This window comes from Photobacterium proteolyticum (assembly GCF_001939735.1).
In the GTDB taxonomy this organism is placed as follows: domain Bacteria; phylum Pseudomonadota; class Gammaproteobacteria; order Enterobacterales; family Vibrionaceae; genus Photobacterium; species Photobacterium proteolyticum.
The window spans coordinates 37,748-51,659 of sequence record NZ_MJIL01000049.1; the positions used below are offsets into that span (position 1 = coordinate 37,748).

At 48.3% G+C, this 13,912-nt stretch carries 10 protein-coding genes; 1 reads left to right on the plus strand and 9 read right to left on the minus strand.

The annotated features are described in order from the left end of the window. Positions 1 to 27: 27 nt before the first annotated feature. The 6 genes from BIT28_RS05565 to BIT28_RS05585 form a co-directional block, all read right to left on the minus strand. A complete protein-coding gene (locus BIT28_RS05565) occupies positions 28 to 1,365 on the minus strand; it encodes an APC family permease (RefSeq protein WP_075762654.1) in 1,338 nt (445 codons plus the stop codon). 586 nt (positions 1,366 to 1,951) lie between these two features. After that, complete coding sequence (tkt, locus tag BIT28_RS05570) at positions 1,952 to 3,946, minus strand: transketolase (protein ID WP_075762655.1); 1,995 nt, start codon at positions 3,944 to 3,946, stop codon at positions 1,952 to 1,954. Positions 3,947 to 4,036: 90 nt separating this feature from the next. Further along, on the minus strand, positions 4,037 to 4,987 hold the full coding sequence (gene tal / locus BIT28_RS05575; protein ID WP_075762656.1) for a transaldolase: 951 nt from the start codon (positions 4,985 to 4,987) through the stop codon (positions 4,037 to 4,039). Positions 4,988 to 5,436: 449 nt separating this feature from the next. Continuing rightward, the gene (locus BIT28_RS05580) at positions 5,437 to 5,841 is read right to left on the minus strand and encodes a SirB2 family protein (protein ID WP_075762657.1); all 405 of its coding nucleotides are present in this window, start codon (positions 5,839 to 5,841) and stop codon (positions 5,437 to 5,439) included. Positions 5,842 to 5,911: 70 nt separating this feature from the next. Next, a complete protein-coding gene (locus BIT28_RS29485; RefSeq protein ID WP_175577493.1) occupies positions 5,912 to 6,055 on the minus strand; it encodes a hypothetical protein in 144 nt (47 codons plus the stop codon). Next, positions 6,052 to 8,319 (minus strand): nitric-oxide reductase large subunit, encoded by a 2,268-nt coding sequence (locus BIT28_RS05585; RefSeq protein ID WP_075762658.1) that lies wholly within the window; start codon positions 8,317 to 8,319, stop codon positions 6,052 to 6,054. The genes BIT28_RS29485 and BIT28_RS05585 overlap by 4 nt, the downstream gene beginning before the upstream one ends. 191 nt (positions 8,320 to 8,510) lie before the next feature. Here BIT28_RS05585 and norR point away from each other — a divergent pair, with 191 nt between their 5' ends. Then, a complete protein-coding gene (gene norR, locus BIT28_RS05590) occupies positions 8,511 to 10,106 on the plus strand; it encodes a nitric oxide reductase transcriptional regulator NorR (RefSeq protein ID WP_075762659.1) in 1,596 nt (531 codons plus the stop codon). A gap of 82 nt (positions 10,107 to 10,188) precedes the next feature. Here the strand turns inward: norR and BIT28_RS05595 are convergent, their stop codons facing one another. The 3 genes from BIT28_RS05595 to BIT28_RS05605 form a co-directional block, all read right to left on the minus strand. Next, positions 10,189 to 11,601: a YfcC family protein gene (locus BIT28_RS05595; RefSeq protein WP_075762660.1), complete on the minus strand. Its 1,413-nt coding sequence runs from the start codon at positions 11,599 to 11,601 to the stop codon at positions 10,189 to 10,191. A gap of 52 nt (positions 11,602 to 11,653) precedes the next feature. Then, a complete protein-coding gene (locus BIT28_RS05600; protein WP_075762661.1) occupies positions 11,654 to 12,718 on the minus strand; it encodes an alanine/ornithine racemase family PLP-dependent enzyme in 1,065 nt (354 codons plus the stop codon). 208 nt (positions 12,719 to 12,926) lie between these two features. Beyond that, a complete protein-coding gene (locus BIT28_RS05605; RefSeq protein WP_075762662.1) occupies positions 12,927 to 13,853 on the minus strand; it encodes a LysR family transcriptional regulator in 927 nt (308 codons plus the stop codon). Positions 13,854 to 13,912 lie beyond the last annotated feature (59 nt).

The window sequence follows — 13,912 nt, forward strand, 5'->3', positions numbered from 1 at the left end:
AGGGCTCTGGCCAAGTTTACGAGTGGGTTACGCTTTGGTAGTTGCAGGTTCTACGTGTTGCTCTGCGGCACGTTTACGAGCGATAAAGTAAAGCGGTGAAATCAGTACCATGGCACCCAAACCAACAAGGATCTTGGTCATGCTCTGGTCGGCTAGCAGCCAGAGACAGATACAGACACCTGCCACAGGGACAATCGGGCCGAATGGTACTCGGAAGTTTTTCTTAGTGCTTTCGTCATCTTTAAAGCGTTGGCGGAACTTGAGAACAGCAATACAGGTAGGGATGTACTGTGCAAATCGGGTTACGACACTCAGCATTGCCAGAGTCGTGAATGAGCCAGAAAGGGCAATAGGGATAGTTACCAAGCCTGAGGCAATAATCGCCACGGTAGGAATGCCTTTGTCGTTCTTACGGCCAAACACGGCTGGGATCATTTTGTCGTCAGCTAGTGGTAGTAACGCACGTGGAATATGGAACGAAGCGGCAACATTAATACCGGCAATCGAAATGATTGAGCCGATGGTGATCATATAGAAACCCGCATCACCGAACGCCACTTTTGCGGCATCAGCTAATGGTACAGAAGAGTTGGCGATATCAGGGCCTAGGATACCGACAGAGACAGCCATAACTGCAGCATAGAATACTGTTACGGCAAGGATCACGATAATAATGGCAAGAGGAAGGTTGCGCTTTGGATTATCCATATCTTCTGCGGCAGTGCCGAATGTTTCAAATCCGGTAAAAGCGTAGAAACAAAGGATCAAAGCTGAACCTAGAGTCTCAAATGAAAGTGAATGCTCTGCCGTTTCTGCTGGTGCAGAAGAGATAGTCGGCATGATGAATTCTGGATTAATAAACCATACACCACCAACAATTAATAATACCAAAGGCACCATTTTCGCTAATGTGGAGATATTATTAACTAATTTCGCAGCGCCGACACCAGCAAGGTTTAATATGGTTAGTGAGCCGACGATACTAATAATAATCCCGTTACGTAGCATTTGATTCTCTTCGAAACCAAATGTATTAGCAAGAATATTAGTAAGTGCTACGGCCATTACGCCCCAAGCAATACATTGCATCATCCATTTTAGAAAACCGACTTCAAAACCGGCAAAAGGACCAAAGGCTTCCTTGGTATAAACATAGGCTGCGCCATTTTGGCTAAAGTAGCCTGATGCTTCAGCAAAGCAAAATGCGATGGTAGCGACAATGACTGCAGTAATAAGAATAAGGGCAACAGACCAATCACCGGCTAATTGATATAAAGAGCTAGGTAATAAAAATATTCCAGAGCCAATGATAGAGTTAAACCCGAGCAATACTATACTCGCGAGTCCTAGTTTTTGTTTTGTCATCTTTCGACCTACTATTACGTCCAATATAAAAAGTTGGCACGAGGGAACATCCGATAATTCGGAGTGGAGTTAAAATGAAATCAAAAATCGAAAAAGTATAAAAGTGGATTAATGAAGTAATTATTCCCTGGTGCTTGTGTTTTAATTCATAGCGAGAATACGCCTTATATAAGAGAAAAAAATCCTTATTTTTTCACAACAGCTTTGATATATAGAAATGTTTTCTACATTGACACCAGATGCATAAAAATATTTTCAGGTATTGATCTGAGCCATATGCATCTTGTTTATCTGCGCAAAAACGCGTGATCCCGATCAAATAACGACGCATTTTCTAATAGGTGTATCCCTAATAACCCTTTAAAAAGTAAGACTTTAGTCACATATTGATAAATTGCTTACAAAGGGGCTGTCAACGCTTTGAAATTTGTATGATAAATTTTGTTATAGGTGTAAATAGAAAATTAACAGGTGGGGAAATAATGGTTTTGCGCAACCAATATTTTATAAATAGTCACTTTAAATATTGGAATAAAAAAAAGCCAGGCTTGATAGCCTGGCTTTGATATCAGTTAAGCAGTAATGCTTAGCCTAGTAGTTCTTTTGCTGTATCAACAACGTTTTCAACAGTGAAGCCGAACATCTTGAATAGCTCGCCTGCTGGTGCAGATTCACCGAAGGTAGTCATACCGATGATACGACCGCCGAAGCCAACGTACTTGTACCAGAAGTCTGCGATACCTGCTTCTACAGCGATACGTGCAGTTACGTCTGATGGCAGTACCGCTTCACGGTATGCTGCATCTTGCTTGTCGAACAGGTCAGTTGCAGGCATAGAAACAACGCGAACCTTACGGCCTTCAGCTGTTAGCTGAGCGTAGGCTTCAGTTGCTAGTTCTACTTCAGAACCTGTTGCGATCAGGATTAGCTCTGGCTTGCCTTCACAGTCTTTCAGGATGTAGCCACCTTTAGCGATGTCAGCAACTTGTGCTGCGGTACGCTCTTGCTGTGCAAGGTTTTGACGAGAGAAAATCAGTGATGTTGGACCGTCTTTACGCTCGATAGCGAATTTCCAGGCAACGGCTGACTCAACCTGGTCACATGGGCGCCATGTGCTCATGTTCGGTGTTAGGCGCAGAGAAGCAACTTGCTCTACTGGCTGGTGTGTAGGGCCATCTTCACCCAGACCGATTGAGTCGTGCGTGTAAACCTGGATGTTCTGAACTTTCATCAGCGCAGCCATACGCATTGCGTTACGTGCGTATTCCATGAACATTAGGAATGTTGCGCCGTATGGTACGAAACCACCGTGCAGGGCAATACCGTTCATGATAGCTGTCATACCGAATTCACGTACACCGTAGTGGATGTAGTTACCAGTGAAGTCGTTTGCTTCTAGTGACTTAGAACCAGACCACATAGTCAGGTTAGAAGGCGCAAGGTCAGCAGAGCCGCCCATGAATTCTGGTAGCAGTTTACCAAATGCTTCCAGTGCGTTCTGAGAGGCTTTACGTGATGCAATGTTCGCAGGGTTTGCCTGAAGATCGGCAATGATTGCGTTCGCTTGCTCTTCCCACTGTGCAGGAAGCTCGCCAGATGAACGGCGTTTGAACTCTGCAGCCAGCTCAGGGTGAGCAGCAGCGTATGCTTCGAACTTCGCGTTCCAAGCTGCTTCTTTAGCGGCACCCGCTTCTTTCGCATCCCACTCAGCAGCAACGTCTGCAGGGATTTCGAAAGGACCGTGGTTCCAGCCTAGGAATTCACGAGCTGCAGCGATTTCTTCAGCACCTAGTGGAGCACCGTGACAGTCGTGAGAACCGGCTTTGTTTGGAGAACCGAAACCGATGATAGTTTTGCAGCAGATCAGAGTCGGCTTGCCAGTCTCCGCTTTCGCCGCTTCGATAGCCGCGTTGATTGCTTCCGGATCGTGACCGTCTACTGCTGGAATTACGTGCCAGCCGTATGCTTCGAAACGCTTAGGTGTGTCGTCAGAGAACCAACCTTCAACTTCACCGTCGATAGAGATACCGTTGTCATCCCAGAAAGCAACTAGTTTGCCAAGGCCAAGTGTGCCGGCTAGAGAACATGCTTCGTGAGAGATACCTTCCATCATACAACCGTCACCCAGGAACGAGTAGGTGTAGTGGTCAACGATATCGTGGCCGTCGCGGTTGAACTGGTCAGCCATTGCTTTTTCAGCGATCGCCATACCAACAGCGTTGGTGATGCCCTGGCCTAGTGGACCAGTTGTTGTTTCAACGCCTGGTGCGTAACCGTATTCTGGGTGACCAGGGGTTTTAGAGTGAAGCTGGCGGAAGTTCTTCAGATCATCGATAGATAGATCGTAGCCAGTAAGGTGAAGCAGAGAGTAGATCAGCATTGAACCGTGGCCGTTCGACAGGATGAAACGGTCGCGATCAGCCCACTCTGGGTTTTGTGGGTTGTGGTTCATGTGGCTGCGCCACAGTACTTCAGCGATGTCCGCCATACCCATAGGTGCGCCTGGGTGGCCTGAGTTTGCCTGCTGTACACCGTCCATGCTCAGTGCACGGATTGCATTTGCTAACACTTTACGTTCCATATTGGTTTCCACTATAGAATTTATTTGAATCAAAAACGTTAAAAAGGAAGAAAGCGGCTTGTTGGCCGCTTTCTTGAATATGTCTAAGGCTTACAGGCGCTCAGCAATCATTGCTTCTAGCTTGCCCTGGTCAACGGCGAAGTTACGGATACCTTCAGCCAGTTTCTCAACAGCCATTGCATCCTGGTTGTGCTCCCATAGGAACTCAGCGTGACCCATAGCGGCAGGACGTTCTTTCAGCTCAGTAGTTGCAACTAGCTTTTGAACAACTTCACCTGTTGCATCTTCCAGGTCTTGTAGTAGCTGTGGGCTGATAGTCAGACGGTCACAACCGGCTAGTTCTAGAATCTCACCAGTGTTACGGAAGCTTGCGCCCATAACAACAGTATTGTAGCCGTGTTCTTTGTAGTAGTTGTAGATGTTAGTTACAGAGATAACACCTGGATCTTCCTGCGCTTCGAAGTCACGACCTTCTTTCGCTTTGTACCAGTCCATGATGCGGCCAACGAAAGGAGAAATCAGGTAAACACCAGCTTCTGCACATGCACGCGCCTGAGCGAAAGAGAATAGCAGAGTCAGGTTACAGTTGATGCCTTCTTTTTCCAGTACTTCAGCAGCACGGATACCTTCCCAAGTAGACGCTAGCTTGATAAGGATGCGGTCGTTAGTGATACCAGCATCGTTGTACATTTTGATTAGCTGGCGAGCTTTAGCGATGCTGCCTTCGGTGTCGTAAGAAAGACGAGCGTCAACTTCGGTAGAGATACGGCCAGGAACGACTTTCAGGATTTCTTTACCGATGTTTACTGCAAGCATGTCGCAAGTGTCTTGAACCTGCTGCTCTTTGTCGTCGCTCTGAGCTTTAGCGTAAGCAATTGACGCATCAATAAGAGGAGCATACTCAGCGATCTGTGCAGCTTTCAGGATCAGCGATGGGTTGGTAGTCGCATCTTCAGGCTGATACTTGCTGATAGCCTCAATGTCGCCAGTGTCAGCAACAACAGTTGTTAGCGCGCGCAGTTGTTCCAGTTTAGTGCTCATATCTTTCGACCTTCAAAGTGTTAGGGCTTGTCTTATTGCTAGCTAAAAGTGTAGCCAGAAAAGGTAGTTTTACCTGTAATTAACCCAAATGTTTCAAACCAAAAACACAGTCTGTGAACATATGGATCATCAAAGAACAATTGATGTGATGATAATTAGCTTTTTGCTGTAAATTGTCAATTGTTTAGGGTATCAAATTGTGCCTAGATCGCATTTTTATGATGTTTAAAGACTGTTTTGCGTATTGGCACAGGTTGAAACTTGCTCTTATGGCTTGGGTCGAATGTTTTGCGTGTGAGCATATGATCCGTTGCGTGAGCTTTTGCTCATAATTGTGGGCGTAAAAAGCCTCTCGATTCTGCGAAGGAATGGTGATTGCTGCATATAGTTGTTGAGGGTAAGGCGTATTGTGCCCGACAAGAGCACTGACGCTCTTGCCCGTATGGGGGTTATAGAAACAGGGAATAGCCTGGTAATGAGTCGAGCGCGAAGTATTTGCTAATGGCAAGGTGGACAATAAACATCAACCAGCCCATTGCGCCGGTGAATAAAGCCCATCGCTGCCAGTTGGTTTTTGCCTTGAGGGCAAACGCACCACAAAGGATGTACGCTACCACGCACATGAGTTTGACTGATAACCAGGGAGCGGCAGGTGTAAACGGGACAAAGCCGGTGAGGTTGATCAGGGCAAAGCCGCTGGTAAGTAAGAAGGAATCATTAATATGCGGGATAACCTTTAGTACCCGGTTATCTGCCAAGGGGGAGTGGCGGCAGCGCAGGCCGAAACGCAGAACAAATAAACTGATGCTGAGTATCACGGTGAACAGGTGAAAAGATTTGATGGTCAGATACATAATATGCTCACAGGAGAAAACGGCTCAGACCGCCTGATATCATGTCGATACCGGACGGCCTGAGTGGAGGTTACAGAACAGCGGGAGTTATCCATCCCATCTCAACGGACAGCTGAACAAACAGCTGTGGCAGGCTGGTCAGCACGGCACTGCCGAGGTAAATCCCTGAAATAGCCAGTAAGACTTTAAGCCCGGATAGGATGTGTCTGCTCATCGTGCTAGTACCTCTGTCTTGTTACCTGACTTGATAGCCTGAACAATCAGTTTGGCCAGGAAGATTCCCAGGAAGATACCGCCGGCACCGAATAGCATGTCACCCGGCATACGTAGCCAGACCAAAGTCTCGACCAGCGGGCTGTGAAGTACTTCCGGCGAGCGGGCAAACCAGTAACCATTCTCGATAACAGCGAAGAACTGAACCAGACCCACAGGTAGCAGCGACATAGCCAACATGGCAGCCAGACCAATGTTCAGTGACCAGAAGGCCCATTTCAGCCATTTGTCATCCCAGCCACGGGTATCACCCGCCAGGCCACGCAGGCAGAACAACATCAGGCCAATTCCTAGCATGCCGTAGACGCCCATAAACGCACCGTGGGCATGGGTAGCTGTGGTGTTCAAGCCCTGAATAAAGTACAGCGCGACAGGTGGGTTGATGAGAAAGCCAAGTACACCGGCACCGACAAGGTTCCAGAATGCCGTTGCGACAAAGAACATGATTGCCCACTTGTAGCGTGCCATCCACGGCGTGGTATTGCGCATTCGATAGCTTTCAACAGCCTCGAATCCGATAAGCGCCAGCGGTACGACTTCCAGTGCCGAGAAGATTGAACCCCAGGCAATGACTGATGTTGGTGTACCGGTAAAGTACAGGTGGTGCAGGGTACCGATCAGGCCGCCAGTTAGGAAGACAACTGTGGCGAACAGTACCGCACTGTTGGCTGTTGCTGCACGTACCAGGCCAAGGCGAACAAACATCAGGGCAATAACAGAGGTGGCAAAGGTTTCGAAGAAGCCTTCTACCCACAGGTGTACAACCCACCAGCGCCAGTATTCTGCAATCGCCAGGTTGGTGTGCTTGCCCTGGAACAAACCGGCACCATAGAACAGGCCGATAGCCACACAAGAGGCATACAGTACCCAGATCACTGCACGCATTTCACCTTGCTGTGAAAGAGCCGGGCGAATTGCACGGGTTACCAGTGCCAGCCAGATCAACAGACCAACCAGAAGCAATACTTGCCAGACGCGGCCGAGATCAATGTATTCCTGACCCTGATGGCCCAACAAGTAACTGGTATCGAGGTCAAAGTACTGCTGAACAGCAAGCCATTCACCAGCCATCGAGCCGAGTACGACAACAACCAGTGCGATCCAGAGAACATTGACGCCCAGACGCTGGAATTTAGGTTCATGGCCCGATAAGGCCGGTGCGATGTACAGTCCGGTTCCCAGCCATGCGGTTGCGATCCAGAAGACGGCTAGCTGGGTATGCCAGGTTCGGGTAACCGAGTAGGGTAGGATTTCTGAAAGTGGAATGCCGTAAAAGTCCTGACCTTCGACACCGTAGTGGGCGGTAATACCACCAAGGAAAACCTGTAATAGGAATAGGCCTACTGCAGTAAAGAAGTACTTACCTACCGCTTTTTGTGATGCAGTCGGCTTGCCGTCAAACAGAGGATCGTATTTCGGCGGTGTCGGTAGCGGTTCGTGTTTTAGTGCCGCGTGATACCAGGCCAGGGCGCCAACACCGGCAATCAGAACAACCACACTTAAGATTGACCAGACAATATTGCTGGATGTTGGCGTATTGCCTAGAACCGGATCATAAGGCCAGTTATTGGTGTAGGTGTAGTTTTGGCCGACACGTTCTGTGGTAGCAGCCCAAGCGCTCCAGAAGAAGAAAGCCGTTAGCTGTTCGCGACGCTCGGCCGTTGAAACCGTACCCTCTTTCATTGCGTAGTCTTCACGCAGTGGCTGATAGGCAGGATCATCGCCAAACAGGCCAATGTAGTGATGCTGCAACATAGAAATCGCGTCAGAACGGCGCTGAGAAATGGTGATGACACCGGTTTCTACGTTGTAGTTGTTAGGACGCAAGTCATCACGCAGTTCTTGCTCCAGTCCAGCCTGCTGACTGTTCGACAGCTGGGTGAAAGGCTTGTTGAAGTCTTCACGCGCTTTCAGCTCCAGCCAGTTATTTGCCTCACGATGCAGCCAGTCTGCTGTCCAGTCTGGTGCGACATATGAGCCGTGTCCCCAAATAGAACCAAGCTGATGTCCGCCCATAGAGCGCCATACCAGTTGGCCACGTTGAATATCATTTTCCGTAAAAATAACCTCACCGCTTGTGCTGACAACCTTGGCCGGAATGGGCGGTGCCTCGCGGTAAATGTCGCTTCCGATGCTGAGCAAAACTGTAAATGAAGCCAAGCACACAATGAGAAGCGATATGATTGATAACTTTTGTTTAGTCATATCTGATCACTCGAATAGTTGTTGTAGTATCAAATCTCATATATCAACAAACGTGCCAACTTTTATGCTATTGATTTTAAAGGTTTTTACGTTTGGGTGTGTCAATATGACACTTTTGGTTTATTGTCATAATTACATCTATGTGTCATATTGACATTGTGAGTTCTTGATAATTAGCGGAGAGAGTAGGCATGGTGTTGCCAACGCGTGACTTTACCCATATCGCCCTGGATATGACGACCAGCATTTCTAACCAGGACCGGTTTCAGCGCCTTCTAAATACTATTCGTCAGACGTTGAACTGCGATGCATCTGCATTGTTGGCATTCCGTGGACAGCAATTCACGCCTCTGGCTATCGATGGCCTGGTGCCTGATGTGCTGGGACGACGTTTTACGATTAGCGAACACCCGAGGCTCGAAGCCATAGCGCGAGCCGGTGATATCGTCAGGTTTCCCGCCGATAGCGAACTTCCTGATCCGTTTGACGGACTGATCCCCAATCATGAGGATGAACTTAAGGTGCATGCCTGCATTGGCTTGCCGCTGTTGGCGGATGACAACTTGATCGGCGCCCTGACCATAGACAGTTTTGATACCTCGTCGTTTGCGGAGTTCAGCGATCAGGACTTGCGTACTATCAGTGCGCTGGCTGCGGTGTCGCTCAATAATGCCCTGATGATGGAGCAGTTGGAAAAGGTGGCGTCAGAGAGCCCGACCCAGTTGCCGTCGATTAAGATCAACGACAGCGACAATGTTGAGATGGTCGGCCAGTCGTCACTGATGCTAGCCCTCAAGAGCGAAATTGATGTTGTTGCCAAGTCGGATTTGAATGTATTGGTGCTGGGCGAAACCGGTGTCGGTAAAGAGCTGGTGGCCAAGGATATTCATCGTAAGTCAGGCCGGGCGGAGCAGCCTCTTGTTTACCTTAACTGTGCTGCCTTACCTGAGTCAGTTGCCGAGAGTGAACTGTTTGGTCATGTCAAAGGAGCCTTTACCGGCGCGATCAGCAACCGGAGCGGAAAATTTGAAATTGCCAATGACGGGACGCTTTTCCTCGATGAAATCGGTGAACTGCCATTGGCGCTTCAGGCCAAGCTACTGCGGGTACTGCAATATGGCGATTTGCAGCGGATTGGTGACGATCGCAGCCTGAAAGTCAATGTCCGTATCATTGCTGCCACCAATAAGGATCTTAAGCAGGAAGTGGTAGAAGGGCGGTTCCGTGCCGATCTCTATCATCGATTAAGTGTATTCCCTCTTCATGTGGCCCCGCTGCGAGATCGTGGTGATGATATTGCCCTGCTTGCCGGGTACTTTATCGAAAAATGCCGGGCAAAATTAGGGATACAGACCCTCCGTCTTAGCCAGTCTAGCCTGACAGTACTTTCCCAGTATGGCTGGCCGGGTAATATCCGCGAGCTGGAGCATTGTATTCACCGTGCGGCTATTCTGGCCCGTTCTGAATATGGTGCCGAGACGCCACAGATTCACCCTCATCACTTTAATTTTGACGGTGTTGTTCAAGATGGCTTAGGTCAAGAAGGTTTAAGCCCAGAGGCTTCTAGGCAGGGGATTGCAATAGCTCGATCTGCCCGGGGCGGTGTTCTCCCATCGATGCCTGTGTTTAGCGGTGACAGCCTGCGTGATGCGACTGAGTTATTTCAGGCGCAGTATATTCGACAGGTGCTGGATGCGAACGATAACAACTGGGCAGCGACCGCAAGGCAACTTGGCATCGACAGCGGTAACCTGCACCGTTTGGCTAAGAGGCTGGGCTTGAAATAGCAGTACCGAAATAACGGATATACAAAAAGCTCCCGGAAGGTAATGACCTACCGGGAGCGTAATTGGTTGATAACGGGTTACTCTATAGTGTTACCCCGATTGACAGAACCACACAGTTAAGTACGACAAAGAAAGCAACTAACGGGGCAATGAACTTCAGCCAGGTGATATAAGGAATACGTGCTATTGCTAATCCACCCATCAGTACACCATAGGTTGGCGTAATAAACAGGATAGTGCCGATTCCGCTCATAAATGCGGTTACCACTAACTCGCGGCCTGTATTGGCAAAATCACCCAGTGGCGCCAGGATAGGCATGCTCATTACTGCCAGACCTGAGGTTGAAGGAACGATGAAAGAGAGCAGCATCTCAATCCAATAAACGGTGTTAATGAACAAGACCGAGCTTTTGCCTGCCACTATGCCTTCGGCAAAGTTAAGAATGGTATCAGTGATGTTACCGGCTTCCATGACCACAACAATTCCGCGGGCGACGCCTACAATTAATGCTACCCCAATCAGATCGGCAGCGCCGGCCACGAATGAGTTGATCAGATCGTCTTCTTTCAGGCGGCCGACAATGCCACACAGAATACCCATAAAGATAAATAGCGTAGCCATTTCAGCCATCCACCAACCGAGTACAGAGACACCGTAGATCATGATGCTGAAAGTCAGGATAAACAGGATCAGCACGCCTTTCTGCGAGGCGGTGAGAACCGGCAGATTGTCAGTGGCATCTTTGTCACCCAGGAAGTGCGCTTCATGATCGTGACGCAGGTGGGCAAGCAGGGAAGCGTCCGGGTTGTTCTGGATCTTTCTGGCATAGCGCATTACATAGCCACAGCCGACGACAAGGGCAACGGCAAGAATGACAAACCGCAATTCGACCCCGCTGAGGAAATCGACACTGGCGGCGTTAGAGGCAATGACAGTACCAAACGGGTTGATGGTTGAACCTAGCGTGCCGACTCCAGTGCCGACAAAGATAACGGCTACGGCAACCAGGGGATCAAAGCGGGCTGTCATAAAGATTGGGATAAGCAGGCCATAGAAGGCCAGTGATTCCTCTGCCATACCGTAGGATGTCCCGCCGAGAGCAAATAGGGTCATCAAGATAGGGATCATGTATATTTCCCGTCCTTTCAGGCGAACCATGATCCTGGCAATGCCGGTGTCAATGGCACCTGTTTTGGTAACTATACCGAGGAAACCGCCGACCATCAGGACGAAAAGGCTGACATCGATGGCACCGATGACGCCGCTTACCGGATCATAAAAGCCGGAGATGGGAGCCATCAGGGTATCAAAAAAACCTTGCGGCGAAGATTCAATGACATGATATGAGCCTGGCAGAGGCACTTCCCTGCCGAGCTGTTCATTCATTTCTCGGGTGTATTTACCTGCTGGCAATATATAGGTCAGCATGGCAAAGAAGGAAATTAAAAAGAATAGGATCGTAAAGGTGTTGGGGAACTTCTTAATTCTTAACATGGTGCATCCTTAGCGCGATGTTGAGTTGGTATTTGCATTCATATTGTTGGTTTTAGATAAAGCGTTTGGTGATGTATTCGGAGGTCATGCACTGCAAGACGCCGCCGTAGGACAAATCGAAATCAATTAAGCTACCGACTTGGTAGTCGGGCTCGCAGTCATTGATATCGAGAATTAGGTGATCGCTGCTACCGCCGATGACGATGATGTTTGGGTCTTTCGGGGAGATCTGGCTGATATCGACATCTTGTTTTCCGACTGCGCAAATTGCACGTCTGCGCAGCCCGCGGTCAATAAAATCAGGTTTGTTGCCAAAAGCATCAAGGGCGGTGGAATTGACCGGAACCGAGGGTTTGATTTTGATCTCAACGATTTCCGCTGTGAGATCAAAGGTATCTTGCCGGGTTTCGGGGATCGGATCATCGTTCAGCCCAATTCCCATCAAAAGTGAAGCTCCGAGTCTTAATTGATTGATACCTTGAGGGAGCTTGCCGCTAAACATTAAAGGCAACCCGGCAGAGCTTGCTCCGGAGATGTACTTGAGTGTGATGTTGAATGTGGATTCAATTTGTCTGGCGAGCGCAATTAGCTGGTTCTGATTATCAGAGGTTGGCTCTACACCACCGTAGCAGGCGAGGTTGCTACCGAGACCAACAAGCTCGATTCCGGGTAGTGCGACTGCCTTGCGAGCAAGGGCAAGGGTCTCTTCCTCATAGAACCCGCCTTCCCGGAGATCGCCGAGGTCATGCATCAGAATAACTTGATGGGTTTTATGCTGCTTTAGGGCTTCGGCCGACAGGGCGTCTAAGGTTGCCATCTCGGAGTTCAGAGAGATATCGGCATATTTGACGACCTCGCTGATTTCACTAAGAGCTGGCAGTCTCAAAAGTAGCGTTTGGGCATCGAGATGACGGATTTTTCTTAAATTCCGAATGCGAGAATCAGCAAGAAGTTGAATGCCGCCATTTAAGATAGCCTGCCCGACATCTGGAGTGGCGCAGGCTAGCTTGGTAACACCGGCAGGTGAGATGCCCTGGGCTCTGCACGCTGACACCATGTGTTGGGTATTTTGGGTGATCGTATCTAAATGAATATTAATACACGGGTAAGTGCTCATCGTTTTACCTCTGGGTAATATTGTTCTTTTGGAACATTGAGCGCTTTTTAGTGATGAAGATAAATAATGGGTTTTCTATGATTACTTTGTATGAATTCGATGTAAGAATAAAAAGTCGCATTAACGGAATAAAATGTTTATACCCAAGCTATCTCAAGAGATAGTTTGGGTATACTCCGTGAATAAATTTCAAAGAGGTAGGATAGTATTAAATCGAGAAATGAAGCGGCGGCTTTTTATTTTGGTGGGCACTGGAAATCGCATGCATTAATTCAGTTGCGGCTAATGAAAGTTCTTTGGATTCCAGGATGGTTAAATGGAATTCAGCAATGTATTCAAGAGACGGGGCATTGACTCTGACCATCTCTCCACGCTGCTCCCAAATCGAAGCATAGTGATCCGGCAGGTAGCCGACAAAATTCCCGGATAATACCAGATGGGCTGTTGCTTCCATATTGGTGCTGCTGGCGAGGTGAAGCAAGTTTTTAGTATTGCTGAGCGGAGTGATCTTGTGGGATACCCCTCGCTCCACAATCGGTGTATCAAGCAGATCTTCAGTCGTGATCTCTCTTGGAATCGAGAGAACCGGATGGTCCGGTGCGCAATACAGGCACTGTTTTTCACCAAATAAATAGATATATGTAAGACCGTCTTTGGGTACCTCTGAGGACGTGATCCCTAGCTCGGCCTTTCCATCAAGCACCATCATTTCAATTTGGTATGAGTCGCAGATTTCCGTATCGATTGTTACCTTTGGGTGGTCGTTGCAAAAATGTTTGATAGCCTGCTGGATTTTACATTGCGGGTTGGTAGCCAAGTTATCGGTTAGTGCGAGTTTGATATGACCATGGGAGACATTTCTGATGCTATCGAGTTGATCTTCAAAGCTGGCAATATCATTAAATAACGTTTGGCAAAGTTGGTAGACCTTGTTGCCATCATGAGTCAGGCGAAAACCTCTTCGTCCCCGGTGGCACAATGTCATACCAAGCCGGGTTTCCAGATCGTTCATGCGAGTACTAATTGTCGATTGGTGCATGTTTAATTTAAATTGCGCAGCTGAAAAGCCACCGGAATCAACAATGGTCACAAATAAGTGGAGTAGCTTTAAATCAAAGTCGTGTATTTTTCGCATCTCAGTATCTCTTTTTTGGTTTGATTTTATTCTTTATGGGGATAGCGTTCTGAGATGTA

What these genes read in the sequence shown, in the direction of transcription:
- BIT28_RS05565 (WP_075762654.1), bottom strand. Translation starts at nt 1,365, where the DNA reads ATGACAAAACAAAAACTAGGACTCGCGAGTATAGTATTGCTCGGGTTT.
- tkt (WP_075762655.1), bottom strand. Translation starts at nt 3,946, where the DNA reads ATGGAACGTAAAGTGTTAGCAAATGCAATCCGTGCACTGAGCATGGAC.
- tal (WP_075762656.1), bottom strand. Translation starts at nt 4,987, where the DNA reads ATGAGCACTAAACTGGAACAACTGCGCGCGCTAACAACTGTTGTTGCT.
- BIT28_RS05580 (WP_075762657.1), bottom strand. Translation starts at nt 5,841, where the DNA reads ATGTATCTGACCATCAAATCTTTTCACCTGTTCACCGTGATACTCAGC.
- BIT28_RS29485 (WP_175577493.1), bottom strand. Translation starts at nt 6,055, where the DNA reads ATGAGCAGACACATCCTATCCGGGCTTAAAGTCTTACTGGCTATTTCA.
- BIT28_RS05585 (WP_075762658.1), bottom strand. Translation starts at nt 8,319, where the DNA reads ATGACTAAACAAAAGTTATCAATCATATCGCTTCTCATTGTGTGCTTG.
- norR (WP_075762659.1), top strand. Translation starts at nt 8,511, where the DNA reads ATGGTGTTGCCAACGCGTGACTTTACCCATATCGCCCTGGATATGACG.
- BIT28_RS05595 (WP_075762660.1), bottom strand. Translation starts at nt 11,601, where the DNA reads ATGTTAAGAATTAAGAAGTTCCCCAACACCTTTACGATCCTATTCTTT.
- BIT28_RS05600 (WP_075762661.1), bottom strand. Translation starts at nt 12,718, where the DNA reads ATGAGCACTTACCCGTGTATTAATATTCATTTAGATACGATCACCCAA.
- BIT28_RS05605 (WP_075762662.1), bottom strand. Translation starts at nt 13,853, where the DNA reads ATGCGAAAAATACACGACTTTGATTTAAAGCTACTCCACTTATTTGTG.